This window comes from Mycolicibacter minnesotensis (assembly GCF_010731755.1).
GTDB classification, from domain to species: Bacteria; Actinomycetota; Actinomycetes; order Mycobacteriales; family Mycobacteriaceae; genus Mycobacterium; species Mycobacterium minnesotense.
Genome location: NZ_AP022589.1, coordinates 2,385,103 through 2,403,748, shown reverse-complemented (window position 1 = coordinate 2,403,748; position 18,646 = coordinate 2,385,103). Strand labels below are relative to the sequence as shown.

The window sequence follows — 18,646 nt, the reverse complement described above, 5'->3', positions numbered from 1 at the left end:
TTCGCCTGAAGCGAGGTCGGGTCTAGTCGCCGCCGCCGGAACTGCTGCCGGATCCACCACTCGAACCACCGCTCGAACTGCCGCCACTCGAACCGCCGCTCGAGCCACCGCTCGAGCCACCACTCGAGCCGCTCGACCCGCCACTCGAGCCACCACTGGAACCACTCCCGGCGCCACCACCAGATCCCGAGGAGCTGGACCCGCCCCCGGAACCGGCGGAACCACCAGAGGCTCCGCCGGAGCCACCGGCCCCGGAGCCACCCGACTCGCCACCGGAACTGCCGCCGGCGCCACCAGAACCGCTGCCCGAGCCGTCGGCACCAGAACCCGAGCTGCCCGAACCCGCAGACCCCGAGCCCTCGCCGCCCGATCCTCCGCTGCCCGATCCTGCGGTACCGGATCCGCCGGATTCGCCGCCCGAGCCCGCGCCGCCCGAACCACCATCGGCGGATCCGCCAGAGGCACCACCAGTCCCGCCGGTCCCCTCGGAGTGACCACCAGATCCACTCTCGCCGGAACCACCGGTCCCCTCACCCGAGCCGCCGGGATTGCCGCCGGATCCACCGGAACTACCGTTACCCTCGCCGGTATCGGTGCCCCCGGAATGTCCTCCGCCGGAACCATTTTCACCAGAACTGTCACTGCCCGAACCGCTACCGCCCGAACCACTGCTGCCCGACCCGTTGCCACCCGTGCCGGAGCCACTTGATCCGGAGCCACCTGAGCCGGCATCGCCACCGGGGGGATTCCCCCCGGTGTGACCGCCGCCAGAACCGGCGCCTCCCCCGCTGCTGCTCCCACCCGAGCCAGGCAACCAGCCACCACCGCCACCGACGGGCCCGGTGATGATCGGGATCGGGATCGGAATCGGGATGACCGCCGGCGGTGCCGGTGCAACTGGAGGCGCCGGGGGTGGAGCAACGACCGCCGGTACCGGGTTAGCCGGGACCACAACGGGATTGGGTGCAGGAATCTGCGGCGCAGGCAACGGTACCGGCTTCGGGGCCGGGAGCACCGGCATGAAGTTGCCGGGCACCGGTTGAGACTGCGGTGGCGCCGCCACCACCGGAGGCTGCGATGGCGCGGACGCGGCGGTGGGGCGGATGCCAATCGTCACGGCCACGGCCAACGCGGCGCATCCGGCCACCAGGATCCCGCCGACCGAGCTGCCCACCAGAAGCGCCCGACCGACCGGCGGCGGGGCCGCGCGCTCGGTGAGTTCAGCGGCGTCGTCGTCGCCATACTCGGCACCGTAGGCGTCATAGCCTTCGTAGCCCTCGTAGTCGGTCTCGGCGTACTCGACCGGCAGCAGTTCGGAGTCATCATCGGTCATCGAATACGCGAGCTGCTGGTCTGACTGGCTGCCCTGCTCCGCCGGGGCCAATGCGGTGGCGCCGGCGTCGGCATCGGCAGCGTCGGGCAAAGCGGCATCGGGAACAGCGGCGCCCAGCACGGTGGCGTCCGATACCGCGGGCGCTGCCATCGTCGCGTCACCGGCAGGGGCGGCCAGCCATGTCGTCTCGCCGTCTTCGCCCGATACGTCGCGCGCCAATGCCACCGCCGAGCGCGCCTGGGTCTGCTCGGAGACGTTCTCGACGCCGGCATCCTCCAAAGCCTGACGAAGCTCCGCCATCAATTCCGAATCCGACCAGCACAGCCGGGTAGCCGCCAGTCGATGACCTTCATCGGCCAACATGCGATGCGTGCCTGTCACCGTTTCGACGAGCGTTTCGACCGGACTTCTCGTCAGGTCGAGCATGGACTCATCGAGCACGGCGTCGCCATAGGCATCCGATTCGACGAGCGCCAGTCGAGCCAGCGCGCCGGTAACCGACACCCCGAGCGCGACATCCATTGCGCGCCTCCTTCCGCGGCCACTCGAATTGCCAGTCTAGTCGCGCGGAACCGACGGCCGAGCGGACCGATCTTCGCAGTTCAGTGGTGTGCGCCTCGTCCGCGGTTATGGTGAGCAGGTGATCGCCGAGTCGACCAGGAGCTGGAATATCGGCCGCGATGCGACTGCGGCGGCGATGCTTCTGGCAGCGCCGGCATTGCCGTGGAGCCTGTACTTCGGTGCCGGCATTCCGGCCACCGAGCCCGGGATGCTCGCCGCGCTGGCCGCGGCGACAGTGCTGGCGCTAGCAGCCCTGGCCGCGACCTACGCCGGCCCCTGGGGCATCCAGCGGGCATCGGCCAACCCCGCCGCCGACCGGCTACGACTCGTACTCAGCGTCCCGTATCTGCTGCTGATTCTCGGCGTGGTGGCCCTCGATGTGGTGCAGACCATCCGCTACGGCGGAACCTCCCGACCGCCCGGCGGCGTCGGGCCGGGCGCACTGCTGGGTGCAGCAGGCGCTTTGCTGGCCGCGCAACCGGTGCTCGCGGGGCCGGTGCGGCTGTGGTGGCGCGTCGTCAAGCTCCTGGGCTACGCCGGGGTCGCGGGCGCCACGGCCAGTGTGCTGTTCAACCTGTACTGGCGCGTGCGCTACGCACTTCCCGATGCTGACGCCACCAGCGGTCTGGGCCGCCAGGAGATTGCGATCGTGGCGACCGCGCTGGTTTACGGGGCAGTCGCGTGGGCAACGGTTGTCGTTGCCTCGCGATGGGTTCTGCGACGCGACAAAGCATCTCAGCTCAGTGTGGTGCTACTCGGCGGAGCTGCCTTGATCGCGGCGGTACTGGTCTGGGCACTTCCGGTGGGTCGCGACATCGACGGTTTTCACGGCATCGCGCAGAACACCTCCACGGCGGGAGTCGGTTTCGAGGGCTACCTGGTGTGGGTGGCGGCTGCTGCACTGTTCGCGGTGACCGCGGCGCGTGACGCGTCGGCGGCGACATGGTTGGGCGCCACCCGCAACACGCTTCTTCTGATCACGATCTGGAGCCTGGGATCAGCATTGATGCGTCTGGTCGATCTCAGCGCAGCGATCGGCCTGGACCTGCCGTATTCGCCCTATGACAGCGCCGCGATGGCCGCCTTCGACGTGGTGACGGCTGCCATCGCGATGTGGCTGCGGCTCAACCTGACCAATCGCTCCCTTCCCGCTGCCGCGGTCTGGTCGGTGAGCGCCGTCTTGTTCGGCTTCACCATCGCCCGCGTCGTGGTCGGAGTGGGCCTGGCTCCGCGGCTGGCCGACGCCCAGCGTGTCGACGCGTGGGCGAACCCGGTCTACGGCAACGGCCTCGCACAACAGATCACCAGCACGTTCGACGTGGCGTTGTGCGGGCTGGCGTTGTGCGGGCTGGTGGTGGCGATCGTCTCCGGACGGCTCACGGTGCACGCCGACGACCGCCCCAAGCCGGGCGAGCCCGGCGCACCGCGCATCTTTCGATCACCGGAGCCCGCGCTCGAGCCGCCCGCGAGTGGCCCGAAGATCTATCGTGGGGCAGACGATCCCAGCGCGGGCGGCGACGGAGCTCAGGGCAGCTCGAACGGCAGCTGAATGCCCTCGTGCGGCAGGCAGTGCGTACAGGTCCGCTCGGTGTCGATGCGCTCGATGGCCTGCTGCACCAGCTTTTTGAAGGGCTCGATGTTCTTCTGAAACTCCGCGAACACGTCGACGGCCTTCACACCACTGCCGACATCCACCCCGGCATCCAGATCGGTAACCAAAGCCACTGCGGCGTAACACATCTCCAGTTCACGTGCCAGCACCGACTCGGGATACCCGGTCATGTTGATCAACCGGAATCCCGCTGCGGCGAACCACTGGCTCTCGGCGCGGGTGGAAAATCGCGGCCCCTGGATCACCACCATGGTTCCGCCGTCGACAACGTCGGGCAGCGCGGTCACCGCGGTCCGCAACGTTGGGCAGTACGGGTCGGCGAAGTCGACGTGCACTCCCCCGTCATCGAAATAGGTGTCGACGCGGCCACGGGTGCGGTCGACCAACTGGTCGGGCACCACCACAGAACCGGGGGGCAGCTCCGGAGTCAGGCTGCCGACCGCACACGGGGCGAGGATGCGCCGCACCCCGAGCGCGCGCAGCGCCCACATGTTGGCGCGATAGGGCACCGTGTGGGCTGAGTATTCGTGCGATGCGCCGTGCCGCGGCAGAAACGCCACCTCATGGCCACCGATGGTGCCCACCGTGATCTCCGCGCTGGGTGTCCCGTAGGGGGTGTCATAGCGGACACGTCGGGCATCGTCACCGAAGAACGCGTAGAAACCGCTACCGCCGATCACGCCGAGCATGTCGCGCCGCTTCCTCCTGATCGCGTGGTCACCGCCGAGCAGGTTCAGTTCCTGCCGCGTGCAAGGATCGTGCGGTGGCCAGCTTCGCACAATGGATAGAAGGGGCGCGTCCCCGCACCCTGCCCAACGCGATCGCGCCGGTAATCGCCGGCACCGGCGCGGCGGCCTGGCTGGGCGCCGCGGTGTGGTGGAAGGCACTGCTGGCCCTGGCCGTCGCCGTGGCGCTGATCATCGGGGTGAACTACGCCAACGACTACTCCGACGGCATCCGTGGCACCGACGACGACCGCACCGGCCCGGTGCGCCTGGTGGGCTCGAAGCTGGCAAGCCCACGGGCGGTGCTGACCGCAGCGATCATCGCGCTGACGATCGGCGCGCTGGCCGGGTTGGCGCTGGCCCTGGTCAGCGCACCGTGGCTGCTGGCCGTGGGAGCGGCCTGCATCGCCGGAGCCTGGCTGTATACCGGCGGTTCCAAGCCCTATGGCTACGCCGGCTTCGGTGAGATCGCGGTGTTCGTGTTCTTCGGTCTGGTGGCCGTCCTGGGCACCCAGTACACCCAGGCGCTGCGCGTGGACTGGGTGGGCGGCGCGCTAGCCGTCGGCGTCGGTGCGCTGTCCTCGGCCGTGCTGGTGGCCAACAACCTACGCGACATCGCCACCGACAAGCCTGCCGGCAAGATCACGCTGGCCGTGCGTCTGGGCGACGCCCGCACCCGTGCGCTATTTACCCTGCTGTTGGCCCTGGCCGGCTTTCTGACGTTGGCGCTGATGCGGGCCACGCCGTGGTGTGCCGCCGGGCTGATCGCCACCCCGCTGGCGTTGCGGGCGCTGGCCCCGGTGCGCTCCGGGCAGGGCGGGGCTGCGCTGATCCCGGTACTGCGGGACACCGGGCTGACCATGCTGGTGTGGTCTACAGCGGAGGCAACCGCACTATTTCTTCGTTGACTCTGCGTTGAGGGCGGGGGTTACTCGCACTTCCCCGCCGTGAGCGCAGAGTCAACGCAGCAGGGCATCACTCCCCGCGCAGTCTGGCCTGCAGCTCGTCGCGTTCCCGCCGCCGACGCTCCCCGGCCACCGTCAAGCTCTGTGTCGCCCGCAGACGCAACGGCGTGAACACCCACATCCCCAACGGCAGCGCGACGATCAACGCCAACATCGCCGCGATGATCGGCGGGAAGTCATTGAGCCCGAGCAGTCTGCCCGCTCCGTAGATCACCCCGGTCAGCACCACCAGCAGCGCTAGCCGCGCCGCGGTGTACACCGCCACATCGAGTACCGCACGGCCCCACGGGGCCCGACCTGTTGCCACGGTGGTCCAGCCTACTGGCGGGCCGGACCTGCGTGGACAACGCAAACGGTATATTCGGCGCCAGGAGGTGTCGCGAGTGCTCTACCTGCTCCTCGTTCTGACCTTGGGAACGCTGCTCTACCTCAGCCTGCGCACTGTCCGTGCCCGGCCGAAGACTCGTGTCATCGGTCCGGACGACGATCCGGAGTTCCTGTGGCGGATCAGTCACGGCGACAATCAGCCCTAGGGAACCGCCCCGTCACACCCCGGGCCTAGACGAAGTGCTGGTTGAACCGGTCGTCGCCCGGGAATGCCTCGGCCACCACCGCGGCCAACTCCACCAGCGCCTCGCGGGTCTCACGCTTCAGCCGCAGCAGGTCGATCTCCGCGCCTTCTTCCAGGTGCGGGTCGAACGGCACCAGGCGCACCGCGCGGCATCGCCGGGAGAAGTGGTCGACCACCTTCTGCATGTCGACCTTGCCCGATCGCGGCCGTACCGCGTTGATCACCGCGATCGAGTTGCGCACCAGGTCTTCGTGACCGTGCGCGTCGAGCCAGTCCAGGGTCGCTGAGGCGCTGCGGGCGCCGTCGACCGAGCCGGAACTGACCACGATCATGGTGTCGGCCTTGGCCAGCACCGCCGACATGGCCGAGTGCATCAGACCGGTGCCGCAGTCGGTGAGGACCAGACTGTAGAACCGCTCCAGCACCTGCAGCGTGCTGGCATAGTCCTCGGCGCTGAACGCGTCGGAGACCGCCGGGTCGCTGTGGGAGGCGAGCACCTCCAGCCTGCTGGGGCCCTGGTTGGTGTAGCTGCGGACGTCGCTGTAACGCTGAATGCCGTCGGCATCGCGCAGCAGGTGGCGCACCGTCGCCGGGGTCTCCATCGGCACCTTCTGATTCAAGGTGCCCCGGTCCGGGTTGGCGTCCACAGCCACCACCCGATCGCCCCGAATGGAGGCGAAGGTGGCGCCCAGGGTCGCGGTGATCGTGGTCTTTCCGACACCGCCCTTCAGCGACAGCACCGCGATCCGGTGGCAGCCCTGCAACGGCCGGTTCACCTGCACCACCAAGTCGTTGAAGCGGGTGGTCCGCGGGCTCTCCCCGACGTTGATCAGCTGGCCGGACAACACATAGAGCAGTCGACGCCAGCCCGTGGTCGGCGGCGGCTTGACCTGACGCAACAGTGAGGTGGTGGACAGATCGGAGAACGGAGCGATGTTCTCGGCGGGACGATGCGGCCCCTGACCGGACCCGCCGGGATTGCCGCCGTAGTAGACCGGGGCGGGGTTCTCCATGGGCTGGGGGGCCCAGCCGGTGGATGCGCCCGGGTTCCACGACTGCTGGGTGGCCGGGGGCTCCACCGGGGCCGGCGGCCACGGGTCGACCGGGTCGGAGAACCGGCGCTCGGTGCGGAAGCCGCCGAACGAGCGGGTCTCCGGCCCTTCGGACCGCGCGCTGATCGAGCCGGTGGCCCCGGCCTCCGCTGGCCTGTCCGCCGCGTCGCCGACGTGCTGATACGGCCGGAACTGGGTGGTCGGATGGTCGGTCACATCGTGGCCCGCAGTGACATCACCGGGTGCATGGTCGGACACTGGTATCTCCCCCGTCACAGTGGTTAGGACGTCAATGGATGTCGTTAACCGCAGGGTAGCGCAGCAGCCATAAAGGAAACTGTCAGCTGTATTAGCCGACTCCGGCATACGAGTGCAGGCCCACCGTCACCAGGTTGACGAAGAACAGGTTGAAGATCATCGCCGCAAAACCCACCACGTTGATCCAGGCCGCCTTGTAGTCCCGCCAACCCGCCGTCGAGCGGGCATGCAGATAGGCGGCGTAGACCACCCAGGCCACGAACGACACCGTCTCCTTGGGGTCCCAGCCCCAGTAGCGGCCCCACGCGCCTTCGGCCCAGATCGCACCGAAGATCACCCCGAACCCGAACACCGGGAAAGCGAAGATCGTGCTTCGGTAGGCGATCCGGTCCAGGGTTTGCGCATCGGGCAGCCGGCGCACCATGCGGGCCAGCGGCCCGGGGGCGTCGGGGTCGCTGAGCCGCGACGAGCGGATCAGAAACAGGATGCTGGCCACCCCGGCCACCAAGAACACTCCCGACCCGATGCTGACCACCGAGACGTGGATGGGCAGCCAGTAGGACTGCAGGGCGGGCATCACCGGCGCTGCCGTGGCGTAGAGCCAGCGCCCGGAGACCGTCAGCAGGATCAGCACCGGCAGCAGCACGAACACCCACAGGCTGCGGTGCTGGGGACGGCGCAGCGCCACGGCAGCAGCAACCAGCCCGGAGAAACACGTCAGGTTGATGAACTCGTACATGTTGCCCCACGGTGGACGCAACGTGGCGGCGCCGCGCAACGCGATGCAGGCCAGCAACAAGCCGATGCCCAGATAGACCAGGGCGAGGCCCGCGCGGCCCACCCGCTCGCCCAGGGAACGCCGCGGCGCGGGCAACACCACACCGGGGGTCGTACTGTCGGCGCGCACCGCCCCGGCCGCCACCAGCTCGGCTTCGGCGGGCGCGCGGCCCCGGCTGGAGGCCAGTTCGACGGCCAGCAGCAGCATCGCGATGACGAGCACCACCATCGCCGAGGTGAAGGCCCAGTCGGAGTACCGCGCCAGCCCGACGTCGATGTGACTGGTGTTCATCTAGACCTCCTTGCCGACCAAGCGGGTGCACAGCTGCTCGAACTCGTCACCCCAGCCGGAGTTGTCGGTACGAGCCAGCCCGCCGAGCTCGACGCTCACCGTACCGGCCCGCTCGGGCGTGATGCGGATCCAGATCCGTCGGCGGCGAACCAGCAGCGACACCACCAGACCGGCCATCATTGTCATGGCGAACCCCAACACCCAGAGCTGCGCCGGGTCGTACGAGAGCTGGATGTTGACGAACGGCACCGCACCGTCGAAGCGGACCCGGGTGCCGTCATCGAGGCGGAGCTCTTCGCCGGCCTTGAGGTTGGACCGGGCCGCCTTGGTCAGCCTGCCCTGCTCGATCAGCCGAGAATCCAGGGTGAACAGGCTCTGCGGGCGGCCGGTGTCGAGTCCGGTGTCGCCGCGGTAGACGTCGATGGCGACCGCGGGATCGTTCAACGCGGGGAACGCCGAGGACAACAACCGGTCGTCGAGCTGTTCGGTCGGGGCGAACAGGCCCTGAATGCCGATCTGGTGTTTGCGACGCTCGGCGGCGTCGGGGTAGACACCGGCCGGCGGATCAATCCGGATCGCACCCGACGACAGCAGAGTCAGCGGGTTGTCCGGCCGGAACTGCACGGTCTGGGTACGGGTCTGTCCGTCCGGGAAGATCACGGTGAAGGTGGGGGCGTAGCCGTGGCCCTGCAGGTAGGCCCGCACGCCGCCGACCCGCAGGGGATGGTTGACCTCCAGTTGATAGGACCGCCACTGATCGGTGCGCAGATCCTCGCCGGCCTGGTAGTCGATGTGTGCGGTGAAGGACGTGGCCAGCCCGGTGGGCAGATAGTCGGCGGTGAAGTCGTTGACCCGCAGGCACAGCGGATGCAGTTTGGTCCCGTCGACGGTGGCGCCGGCGCGGAACGAGTCGAACGCGGCCGGCGAGGCCGAGCAGAACCCGGGTCCGCCGTCGGCGATCACCATCACGTTGCCCTCGTAGCCGAACAGGCGTCCGATCGCCACCGAGGCCAACAGGCCCAGCAACGCGAAGTGGAAGACCAGGTTGCCGAATTCGCGCAGATAGCCTTTCTCGGCGGACACCTCGACGATGCCCTGATCGGAGCGGACGATCTTCCGCCAGCCGCGCAGCCGGTCAGCCATCTGCGCTGCGAGCTCTTCGGCGTCGCCGGTCAGCTGGGTGGCGGCATGCTTGGGCAGCCGGGCCAGGTTGCGCGGGGCGCTGACCGGGGTGGCCCGCAGATTGCGCAGGTGCTCGAAGGTCCGCGGGGTCAGACAGCCGATCAGCGACACACACAGCAACACGTAGATGGCGGTGAACCAGAAACTGGAGAAGACGTCGAAGGCCTCCAGTCCATCCAGCCAGGGCCCCAGGTCCGGGTGCAGCGTCAGGTACTCGTCGACCTTGGCGGCGTTGAGGCTGCGTTGCGGTAGCAGGGCTCCGGGGATGGCGGCCAGCGCGAGCAGCACCAGCAGCACCAGGGCGGTGCCCATCGAGGTCAGCGCCCGCCAGGTGTTGCGGGCCTTGCCGGCGAGCAGACGCAGGGGTGACATGCCCATCAGATCGGCAGCCTGACGTCGGAGACCAGGCCGTCGCGGACGGCGGCCACGAAATGGTCCCACACGCCGGTGACCAGCGCCAGCCCCACCGCGATCAGCAGTATCCCGCCGAGAATCTGGATGGCGCGGGTGTGCCGGCGCAGCCAGCTCAACCCGGCGACAGCGCTGGCCGACCCGAACGCCAGCGCCACGAACGGGATGCCCAGGCCCAGGCAGTAGGCGATCACCAGCACCACGCCGCGGGCCACCCCGGCGCCGTCGGTGGTCGAGGCGACCGCGATCACGCCGGTCAGGGTCGGACCCAGGCAAGGCGTCCAGCCCAGCGCGAAGACCGCACCCAGCAGTGGCGCGCCCAGCACTGTGGACAGCTGCTGCGGGGTGAAACGCAGCGGGCGTTGCAGCGCCGGAACAAATCCGACGAACACCAATCCCATCGCAATGGTCACCGCACCGCCGATACGCTGCAGCAGCACCTGATTGGTGATCAAGCTGGTGGTCATGCCCAGCACCGCGATCGAGCCGAGCAGAAACACCGCGGTGAACCCGGCAACGAACAGCGCAGCCGATCCGGCGACACGCCACTTCGCCGACGACGGGACGGTGCCACTGTGCGGATCGGGCTGTTCGTCGACGCCCACCACAGCGGCCAGATACGACAAGTAGCCCGGCACCAGCGGCACCACGCACGGTGAAGCGAACGACACCAGACCGGCCAACGCCGAGACCGCCACGGCCAGCAGCAGCGGGCCGGTGGTGGCGGTGGCGGTGAGACCGCTCACGACGCGGCCTCGCCGGCCAGCCGCTGTACCACCGGCCGCAGATCCTCGGCGAGCACTTCACGAAGGAACACCGCCGCCACCCGATGCTGCCGGTCAAGCACCATGGTTGCCGGGATCACCGACGACGGATAGCGGCCACCGAAGGCGATCATGGTGCGCATCGCCGGGTCGTAGATCGAGGGATAGGTGATCTTGCGGTCGGTGAGGAAATCGCGGGGAGCCTGCGGCTCGGGGTCGCGCACGTCGATACCCAGAAATGCCACTCCCTGGGCGCGGGTGTCGTCGTAAACCTTTTGAAGTTCCGTGATTTCGGTGCGGCATGGCCCGCACCACTGCCCCCAGACATTGACGACGACGACCTTGCCCGCGAAGTCGTCGACGCCGATGGTGCGCGACGGGTCCATCAGATCCGGCCCCGAGATCGGGCCGGGCCGGCCGCGGGCTTGCGGTGGGTCATAGAAGATGTCGGTTTTGCCGCCGGGCGAGACGAATTCGAAGGTGCCACCTTGGGTGACGGCGTCGTCGCCGACCGAGCAGCCCGAGGTCAGGGCGGCCAGCACCGCCGCGACGATCAGTACTGCTCGCATCCTCAGCCGCCGGCCGGGACCTGGTAATCGACTTCGACGAGGCGATCACCGACGTAGATCAGCGTGGTGACCGAGCCCACGCCGCATTCGCGCCGGCGCGGGTCGTGCCAGAGCCGGTTGCCGGTGAGGTGCTGGCGCGCAGTCCAGACCGGCAGCTGGTGGCTGACGCACACCACCTCGTGGCCGGCGGCCCGCGACCGTGCCCTGCTCACCGCATTGGCCATCCGAGCGGCGATCTGGTCATAGGGTTCACCCCACGACGGAGTGAACGGGTTACGCAGATGCCACCAGAACCGCGGGTTGCGCCAGGCGCCATCGCCAGGTGAAACACGTTTTCCCTCAAAGAAGTTCGCCGACTCGATCAGGTCAGCGTCGGTGTCGATGGGCAGGTCGTGCCGGGCGGCGATAGGAGTGGCGGTCTCCTGGGCACGTTGCAGCGGCGAAGCGATCACCGCCACGATGTCGCGGCCCGCCAGCAGCTCGGCGGCGGCGATCGCTTGGCCCTGCCCGGTCTCCGAGAGCCGGAATCCGGGCAGTCGGCCATACAGAATGCCGTCGGGATTGTGGACTTCGCCGTGGCGGATCAGGTGGACGCGAGTTTCTTCTGCCATCAGGATTTCGGCTCTCGGGTGGTGGCGGCGGCGCGCGCCGCGGCGGGAAGTGCACTGGCGATCCGGTCGAAGGCCTCGTCAGTGAGGGCGGCCGAGACAAACCAGGCCTCAAAGGCACTGCACGGCAGGTACACACCGGCATCCAGCAGCGCGTGGAAAAACGCCGGGAAACGCCAGGTGTCACTGGCTCGGGCCGCGGCGAAGTCGGTGACGGGCTGTTCGGCGAAGAACACGCTGAACATGTTTCCGGCCCGCGGAATCTGATGCGGCACACCGGCAGAGGTCAGTGCTTCGGCCAGCATGGCCGTCAGACGGTCGGCATTCTTGTCGAGCGCGGCATAGACATCCGCGTCGGCGGCGCGCAGGGTCGCCAGGCCGGCGGCGGTGGCCACCGGGTTCCCCGACAACGTGCCGGCCTGATAGACCGGCCCCAGCGGCGCCAGCCGGTCCATGACTTCAGCCCGGCCACCGAATGCCGCGGCAGGAAGCCCGCCGCTGATCACCTTGCCGAAGGTGAACAGATCCGCATCCACCGGGTCGATCCCGTACCAGCCGCTGGAGCTGACCCGGAAACCGGTCATCACCTCGTCGATGATCAGCAGCGCACCGTACTGGGCAGTGATGGCCCGCAGCTCGGCGTTGAAGCCGGGCGCCGGCGGCACCACCCCCATGTTGCCGGGGCTGGCCTCGGTGATGACGGCCGCGATCTGGTCACCGAACTCGGCGAATGCCCCGCGTACCGCTGCGATGTCGTTGTAGGGCAACACGATCGTGTCAGCGGCAGTGGCGCCGGTGACTCCGGGCGATGACGGCAGCGCCAAGGTGGCGACGCCGGAACCGGCGTCGGCGAGCAGCGCGTCAACATGACCGTGGTAGCAGCCGGAGAATTTGATGACCTTGGCCCGGCCGGTGAAACCACGGGCCAACCGCAGCGCGCTCATGGTGGCCTCGGTACCGGAGTTGACCAGCCTGACCTTGTCCACCGCCGGCACCCGGGCGATGATCTCGGCGACCAGCTCGGTCTCACCCCGGGTCGGCGCCCCGAAGGACAGGCCGGTTCCGACGGCGGCACGAACCGCCTCGACCACCGCGGGATGCGCGTGGCCGAGGATCATCGGCCCCCAGGAGCAGACCAGGTCCACGTAACGATTGCCGTCGGCGTCGGTCAGCCAGCAGCTTTGCGCTTCAGCGATGAAGCGAGGTGTGCCCCCGACCGCGGCGAACGCACGGACCGGTGAGTTGACGCCGCCGGGGATCACCGCGCAGGCCTCGGAGAACAGCCGCTGCGAGGCCGCCGTGCCACGATCCGCATTACCCACGGCGACCAGTGTCCCAGCCGCCGCGGCGTCATCCGACTACCGGGTGTAGTTGAGGCTTGATGTGGCTCGTCGGCCGGAGTTGGATGGCAGGCATGCAACTACCGCAACGACTGGCCCGGTTCAACCGGCACGTCACCAACCCGATCCAACGGATGTGGGCCGGCTGGGCGCCGACGTTCGGAATCCTTGAGCATGTCGGCCGACGCTCCGGCAAGCCCTTCCGCACCCCCCTGACGGTGTTCAACACCGATAACGGGGTGGCCATCCTGCTGACTTATGGCCCGGACCGCGACTGGCTGAAGAACATCACCGCTGCCGGCGGCGGCACCATGCGCCGGCACGGGAAGACCTTCGGCGTCACCGAACCGCGGGTGGTCAGCAAGGCAGAAGCGGCCGAGCACGTGAGTCCGCGGGCTCGGAGGGTCTTCGCCCGGCTACCGTTCGAGCAGGCCGTGCTGCTCACCCGGCAAGGCTGAGCGGTGCAGTTCTCCGAGCGGCGGGCCCGGTTCAACCGCGTGGTCACCAATCCGCTGTTCCGCCCGATCTGCGGCTGGGTGCCGATGTGGTCGATCGTCGAACACACCGGCCGACGTTCCGGGGCGGTGTATCGAACCCCGGTCTCGATGTTCCACACCCCCGACGGTGTGGCGGTGCTGCTGCCCTATGGCACCGGACGTGACTGGGTGAAGAACCTGCACGCCGCCAACGGTGGACGGGTCAAGGTCGGTGGCAAGACTTTCGCCGTCACCAATCCGCGGGTGGTGACCACCGATGCGGCGTTGGGGCAGCTGAAAGCACCCTGGCGCCAACTCCTCGGCAAAGCCGGGGTACCGCACACCTTGCTGCTCACCCGCGCCTGAGTCCGAACTACTGGCCGAGCAGGCGCGCTTTCTGCTCGTGGTACTCGTCGTTGGTGATCAGTCCACGGTCACGCAGCTCGGCGAATTCGCGGATCTCTGCGGCGATGCCCATCGTCGTGGGCCCGGGCGCTCCGTCCGCGCCACCGGTCGACGTCTCGCCAGCCGGATCGGCCGCCGCGCGTTGCGGCATCGGCACGCGCGCTGAAGATTCGGCGTCGGCACCGCCGCGGCCGCGGCCGCGGCTGACCGAACCCGCCAGGGCGCTGCCCCCCATACCCGCCAGGGCCATCTGGCTGAATGCGGTGCCGGCACCACTGAGCGAAGCCGCCGGGGCACCGCCGAGACCGGGTCCGGCCAGGGGCTTGGTGTAGGACAGGCCGCGGATCTCCGGTGCGGTGGCCGCCCAGTTGATCGGCACCGACAAGTTGCCGGCGCTGATCGCCTCGCCCATCGCCGCCGAGAGCGCCGCGGAGCCGGGCACCATCGGCCGCGACGGGGTTAGCGGGGAGAACAGATCGATATTGCGCAGGATCTCAAACTCCACCAGTGCCAACTGGTCCTGCTCGGAGAGAATCTCTCGAGTGCTGGCATCGCCGGCCGCCCAGGCACCGGCAGACATGATGAGTCCCGCGCCCGACACCACGCTGACACCCAGCAGATCCGACAGGCTGGGCCAGACGATCAGGTCCTCGGGCCCAGCCGCCACGCCGGGGACGGTGGCCGCCGCCTGCAGCAGCGCGTTGCTGGGATCTCCGAACAAACCCGAAGCCAACTGCCCCAGCAGGGACTGGACATTCGACGACGACGAGGTTGCCTCACCGCTCCCGACCGCGGCCGCCTGGCCGGCCAGGCCAGCGGGATTGCTGGTCTGCGGTGGTTGCTCGAACGGGGTGAGTCCGGTGGCCGCCGCCGACGCCGCGGCGTAGCCGTACATGGCTGCGGCGTCCTGAGCCCACATCTGGCCGTATTCGGCCTCATTGGCGGCGATGGCCGCAGTGTTGGTGCCCAAGACATTGGTGGCTATCAGCAGCAGCAGTTGGGCTCGGTTGGCCGCCACCACCGACGGGGGCACCGTCGCGCTGTGCGCCACGTCATAGGCGGCCGCCGCCGCGCTCGCCTGCGCGGCAGTCTGGTCCATCTGGGCCGCAGTGACAGCCATCCAGGCCGCATACCGCCCCGCAGACCTGGACAACCCTTCCGATGCCGGCCCCCGCCAGGCCTGGGCAGTCAACTCCGTGACCACCGATTCGTAGGACGCGACCGCAGCATGCAATTCAGCAGACAGGACGCCCCACGCCGCGGCGGCGGCGCGCAGCGGCGCCGAACCCGGTCCGCTGTAGATCCGCAACGAGTTGATCTCCGGGGGCAGAGCCGCGTAATCCATCACCGGCCCCTCCCTCGGACAACCACCAGGTTCAATGACAGCTGCGTGAGTGTATTTGTAGCCCAACAATCCGCGATCGACCGGGCATTTCCAGATTTGCGGGGCGGGTCTGGCCGCAACCGGAGACCACCGGCTCAGACGGGGCCTGCGATAGCATCGCGGGAGTGCGGATGTTGATCACCGCGTTCCGTGACCTGCAGTGGCGACTGCGCCGGTTCATCGTCGCCGCCGTGGGCACCGCCATGGTTTTCGCCCTGACCCTGGTGCTGGCCGGATTGACCCACGGATTCCGGGTTGAGGCGAAGCACGTGGTCGATTCCCTGCACATCGACAGCTACCTGATCCAATCGGGAGCGGTGGGTCCGTTCATGGGTTCGTCGCGCTTCCCGCAGGCCGACGCCGGCGACGTCGCAGGGATCTCCGGTGTGCAGGCGGCCCTTCCCGTGGTCTACGGCAACACCATTGCGCAAGACGACCGTTCGCCGTTGAACGTGAACATCTACGGCGTGCCCAAGGCTGCAATGCCACCCGTGAGCGCGGGGCGCGCCCCGACCGAGCCCAACGAGATCGCGATGTCGACCGCGCTCCACCGCTCGGTCGGCGATGAAGTCGAACTGGGTGCGGCAAAGCTGCGGATCGTCGGGTTGGTGGACAAGTCGACGACATTGGCCGGCCAACCCAATGGCTTTTTGACTGTGGCGGGTGCCCAGCGGCTGATGTATTCGGGGCAGCCGGTGGTCTCCGCGATCGGACTGCGGGGCGTCCCCGCGCACGTGCCCAAGGGCTACCGCGTGGTGGACCGGGGCGCCGCCGTCGACGACATGGTTCGCCCGCTGGCGGGGGCGCAGATGGCCCTGTCCTACATGTCGGTGCTGCTCTGGGCGGTCGCCGCGCTGATCGTGGGTTCACTGATCTATCTCTCGGCGCTGGAACGCACCCGCGACTTCGCGGTGTTCAAGGCGTTGGGCGTCACGACGTGGATGGTGCTGGCCGGGCTGGCCCTGCAGGCGGTGGTGGTCGCGGTGACCGCGGCCGTGCTCGGCGGCGTGCTGGCGGTGGCTCTCGGACCACTGTTCCCGATGCTGGTGGCGGTGACCGCGTCGTCGTTCGCACTACTGGTGCTGACCGCGGTCGGGATCGGGCTCCTGGCCAGCTTGGCCGGCCTGCGGCACGCTGTATCTGTCGACCCCGTGCTCGCGTTCGGGGGGCCCTGACTCGTGGGCGACCTACGGATCCGTGAGCTGGTCATCGAGTACACCGCTGGTGGCGGGGAACCGATCCGTCCCATTGATGGCCTGAGCCTGGACGTTCCGGCGGGTTCGCTGGTGGTGGTGCTCGGTCCCAGCGGCTGCGGCAAAACCACCTTGTTGTCCTGCCTGGGCGGCATCTTGAGCCCCACCAGCGGTCAGATCCAGTTCGGCGCCACCGAGGTGACGGCACTGGGCCGCCGCGACCTGACCTCCTACCGCCGCCGCACCGTCGGAATCGTGTTCCAGGCGTTCAATCTGGTGCCCAGCCTGACCGCCCTGGAGAACGTGATGGTGCCGCTGTGGGCGGCCGGCTGGACCCAGTGGTCGGCCCAAGAACGCGCCCGGGACCTGCTGGCTCGGGTCGGCCTGGCCGACCGGACCCACCACCGGCCCGGCCGGCTCAGCGGCGGCCAACAGCAGCGCGTCGCGGTGGCCCGCGCCCTGGCCCTGGATCCGCCCCTGATCCTGGCCGACGAGCCCACTGCCCAACTGGACTACGTGCGGGCCGGCGAGATCGTGCAACTGCTCCGGGTGCTGGCCGCCGGGGACCGCGTGGTGGTGGTGGCCACCCACGACACCCGAATCGTCCCGCTGGCCGACATCGTCGTGCAGCTGTCGCCAACGGCCGCACCGGCGCGCCCACAGCAGGTGCCGGTTCGGCTGGGACCCGGCTCGGTTCTCCTGGAACAGGGCACCGTCGAGGACCTGATCTATGTCGTCACCGAAGGTGCGGTGGAGATCGCTCCGGATTCGGCCGGTGCCGGTGACGGGCTGCTCAAGATCGGCCGGCCAGACCACTACGCGGGCGAGCTCGGGTCCATGGTGCGGATCCCCCGCTCGGCCACCGTTCGCGCCCTGGGCGAGGCCACCGTGGTGAGCTACACCGTGGATGCGTTCCGTCAACAGTTCGGTCGCCCGCCGGTTGCCGAGGTTCCTAACGAACCGGCATCAACCTGATCAATAACGCGGCATGCCGGGCCAAACCATGCAGTGCGCGCGCGATGATGCAGCCCATGGCTGATATGACCCGCCGGGCTGCTTTGCGCCTCGGGGTCGGTGCCGCGGGGGCAGCGGGACTGTTCGGGGCGGGGGCAGCGTGGCGCCCGGCTCCATCGCGGGCGACCGGAAATTTTTACCCGACCCTCGAGACCGGGTCCTTTGTGTCGGCGGCCCGCGGCGGGGTGGAGACCAACTGGATCATCGCGCGCCCCCCGGGGCAGACCGCTGCGCTGCGGCCGGTGATCGCCCTGCACTGCAAGGACGGCGACGCAGCCTGGGTGATGGATCTGGGCGTGGAAGAGGAGCTGGCGAAGTTGACCGCAGCGGGCCGCCCACCGTTCGCGGTGGTGGCCGTCGACGGCGGCAACACCTACTGGCGCCGGCACAGTTCCGGTGAGGACTCCGGTGCGATGGTTCTCAATGAGCTGATCCCGATGCTGCCCGAGAAGGGCATCGATATCACCCGCGTGGGATTCATGGGCTGGTCGATGGGTGGCTACGGCGCGCTGCAGCTGGGCACCCGGCTGGGCCCGTCGCGCACCGCAGGGATCTGTGCCGTCAGCCCGGCGATCTACATGACCTACTTCGGCGCTCCGGCTGGCGCTTTCGACAGCGTCGACGATTGGCGAACGAACTCGGTCTTCAACCTGGCGCCCAGGCTGGCCCCGTTCCCGCTACGCGTCGACTGCGGGACCGCAGACAGCTTCGCCTATGCGACGAAGAGTTTCATCGGCCAATTGAATCCGCCGCCGGCGGGCGGGTTCTCCCCCGGCGGTCACGACGTGTCCTACTGGCAAGCCCAGCTGCCGGCGCAGCTGGCCTGGCTGGACTCGTGAGCAGCTACGCCGGGTTCATCGGGCTGGCCGGGTTCGCCGGATTCATCGGGTTCATCGGGCTCTCCGGGTTGGCCGGATTCATCGGATTGGCCGGGTTGTCCGGATTGGCCGGGTTGAGCGGGCTGTTGATGTTGGCCGGATTGGTCAGGCTGTCGGGGCCGTAGGGTCCAACATTGCAGACGGCATTGGCGTTCGCCATGCAGTCAGCCGGGTTGAACGGGTCGGGATCGGCGGGGTCCGCCGCGGCGGGTACCGCAAACGCCAACGCACACACGGCGACCGAAGCTGAAAAAGCGATTCTCATCTGGCCCTCCT

The 18,646-nt window shown here is 68.8% G+C and carries 20 protein-coding genes; 8 read left to right on the top strand and 12 right to left on the bottom strand.

What is annotated here, in order from left to right; genetic code table 11:
* Positions 1 to 22: 22 nt before the first annotated feature.
* Positions 23 to 1,855, bottom strand: a complete 1,833-nt coding sequence (locus G6N09_RS11100) for a DUF7159 family protein (protein ID WP_083022711.1) — start codon at positions 1,853 to 1,855, stop codon at positions 23 to 25.
* Between the two features lie 175 nt (positions 1,856 to 2,030).
* Between G6N09_RS11100 and G6N09_RS11095 the strand changes: the two genes are divergently transcribed.
* Complete coding sequence (locus G6N09_RS11095) at positions 2,031 to 3,443, top strand: DUF7937 domain-containing protein (protein ID WP_275985638.1); 1,413 nt, start codon at positions 2,031 to 2,033, stop codon at positions 3,441 to 3,443.
* Here G6N09_RS11095 and G6N09_RS11090 read toward each other — a convergent pair.
* A complete protein-coding gene (locus G6N09_RS11090) occupies positions 3,419 to 4,195 on the bottom strand; it encodes an S-methyl-5'-thioadenosine phosphorylase (RefSeq protein ID WP_083022710.1) in 777 nt (258 codons plus the stop codon). The genes G6N09_RS11095 and G6N09_RS11090 overlap by 25 nt on opposite strands.
* Before the next feature lie 74 nt (positions 4,196 to 4,269).
* Between G6N09_RS11090 and G6N09_RS11085 the strand changes: the two genes are divergently transcribed.
* The gene (locus G6N09_RS11085; RefSeq protein WP_083022709.1) at positions 4,270 to 5,139 is read left to right on the top strand and encodes a 1,4-dihydroxy-2-naphthoate polyprenyltransferase; all 870 of its coding nucleotides are present in this window, start codon (positions 4,270 to 4,272) and stop codon (positions 5,137 to 5,139) included.
* A 67-nt stretch (positions 5,140 to 5,206) separates the two neighbouring features.
* Here the strand turns inward: G6N09_RS11085 and G6N09_RS11080 are convergent, their stop codons facing one another.
* A complete protein-coding gene (locus tag G6N09_RS11080; RefSeq protein ID WP_179959828.1) occupies positions 5,207 to 5,503 on the bottom strand; it encodes a DUF4229 domain-containing protein in 297 nt (98 codons plus the stop codon).
* Positions 5,504 to 5,579: 76 nt separating this feature from the next.
* On the opposite strand from G6N09_RS11080, the gene G6N09_RS11075 reads away from it, so the two are divergent.
* On the top strand, positions 5,580 to 5,729 hold the full coding sequence (locus tag G6N09_RS11075) for a hypothetical protein (protein ID WP_109558792.1): 150 nt from the start codon (positions 5,580 to 5,582) through the stop codon (positions 5,727 to 5,729).
* A 25-nt stretch (positions 5,730 to 5,754) separates the two neighbouring features.
* Here G6N09_RS11075 and G6N09_RS11070 read toward each other — a convergent pair whose 3' ends face one another.
* From G6N09_RS11070 to hemL, 7 genes are all read right to left on the bottom strand, one after another.
* Positions 5,755 to 7,077, bottom strand: coding sequence for a MinD/ParA family ATP-binding protein (locus G6N09_RS11070; RefSeq protein ID WP_109558791.1), 1,323 nt, complete (start codon positions 7,075 to 7,077; stop codon positions 5,755 to 5,757).
* Positions 7,078 to 7,168: 91 nt separating this feature from the next.
* Complete coding sequence (gene ccsB / locus G6N09_RS11065; protein WP_083022707.1) at positions 7,169 to 8,146, bottom strand: c-type cytochrome biogenesis protein CcsB; 978 nt, start codon at positions 8,144 to 8,146, stop codon at positions 7,169 to 7,171.
* Entirely contained in the window at positions 8,147 to 9,706 is a 1,560-nt protein-coding gene (gene resB / locus G6N09_RS11060; protein WP_109558790.1) for a cytochrome c biogenesis protein ResB, read from the bottom strand.
* Complete coding sequence (locus G6N09_RS11055; protein ID WP_083022706.1) at positions 9,706 to 10,485, bottom strand: cytochrome c biogenesis CcdA family protein; 780 nt, start codon at positions 10,483 to 10,485, stop codon at positions 9,706 to 9,708. Before G6N09_RS11055 ends, resB begins: the two co-directional genes overlap by 1 nt.
* Positions 10,482 to 11,072 carry a TlpA disulfide reductase family protein gene (locus G6N09_RS11050; protein WP_083022705.1) on the bottom strand — a complete coding sequence of 197 codons (591 nt, stop codon included), beginning with the start codon at positions 11,070 to 11,072 and terminating at the stop codon, positions 10,482 to 10,484. Before G6N09_RS11050 ends, G6N09_RS11055 begins: the two co-directional genes overlap by 4 nt.
* 2 nt (positions 11,073 to 11,074) lie before the next feature.
* On the bottom strand, positions 11,075 to 11,683 hold the full coding sequence (locus tag G6N09_RS11045) for a histidine phosphatase family protein (protein WP_083022704.1): 609 nt from the start codon (positions 11,681 to 11,683) through the stop codon (positions 11,075 to 11,077).
* Positions 11,683 to 13,011, bottom strand: coding sequence for a glutamate-1-semialdehyde 2,1-aminomutase (hemL, locus tag G6N09_RS11040; protein ID WP_407662691.1), 1,329 nt, complete (start codon positions 13,009 to 13,011; stop codon positions 11,683 to 11,685). Before hemL ends, G6N09_RS11045 begins: the two co-directional genes overlap by 1 nt.
* Before the next feature lie 83 nt (positions 13,012 to 13,094).
* Between hemL and G6N09_RS11035 the strand changes: the two genes are divergently transcribed.
* A complete protein-coding gene (locus G6N09_RS11035) occupies positions 13,095 to 13,478 on the top strand; it encodes a nitroreductase family deazaflavin-dependent oxidoreductase (RefSeq protein ID WP_083022815.1) in 384 nt (127 codons plus the stop codon).
* A 3-nt stretch (positions 13,479 to 13,481) separates the two neighbouring features.
* Positions 13,482 to 13,862, top strand: coding sequence for a nitroreductase family deazaflavin-dependent oxidoreductase (locus G6N09_RS11030; RefSeq protein WP_083022702.1), 381 nt, complete (start codon positions 13,482 to 13,484; stop codon positions 13,860 to 13,862).
* A gap of 7 nt (positions 13,863 to 13,869) precedes the next feature.
* On the opposite strand, the gene G6N09_RS11025 is transcribed toward G6N09_RS11030, so the two are convergent.
* Positions 13,870 to 15,246 (bottom strand): PPE family protein, SVP subgroup, encoded by a 1,377-nt coding sequence (locus tag G6N09_RS11025; RefSeq protein ID WP_083022701.1) that lies wholly within the window; start codon positions 15,244 to 15,246, stop codon positions 13,870 to 13,872.
* Positions 15,247 to 15,416: 170 nt separating this feature from the next.
* Here G6N09_RS11025 and G6N09_RS11020 point away from each other — a divergent pair, with 170 nt between their 5' ends.
* From G6N09_RS11020 to G6N09_RS11010, 3 genes are read left to right on the top strand one after another with little or no spacing between them, the layout of a single operon-like run.
* Positions 15,417 to 16,460 (top strand): ABC transporter permease, encoded by a 1,044-nt coding sequence (locus G6N09_RS11020; protein ID WP_083022814.1) that lies wholly within the window; start codon positions 15,417 to 15,419, stop codon positions 16,458 to 16,460.
* Between the two features lie 3 nt (positions 16,461 to 16,463).
* A complete protein-coding gene (locus G6N09_RS11015; RefSeq protein ID WP_083022700.1) occupies positions 16,464 to 17,453 on the top strand; it encodes an ABC transporter ATP-binding protein in 990 nt (329 codons plus the stop codon).
* Between the two features lie 47 nt (positions 17,454 to 17,500).
* Entirely contained in the window at positions 17,501 to 18,331 is an 831-nt protein-coding gene (locus G6N09_RS11010; RefSeq protein ID WP_083022813.1) for an alpha/beta hydrolase, read from the top strand.
* A gap of 4 nt (positions 18,332 to 18,335) precedes the next feature.
* Here the strand turns inward: G6N09_RS11010 and G6N09_RS11005 are convergent, their stop codons facing one another.
* The gene (locus G6N09_RS11005) at positions 18,336 to 18,635 is read right to left on the bottom strand and encodes a hypothetical protein (RefSeq protein ID WP_083022699.1); all 300 of its coding nucleotides are present in this window, start codon (positions 18,633 to 18,635) and stop codon (positions 18,336 to 18,338) included.
* Positions 18,636 to 18,646 lie beyond the last annotated feature (11 nt).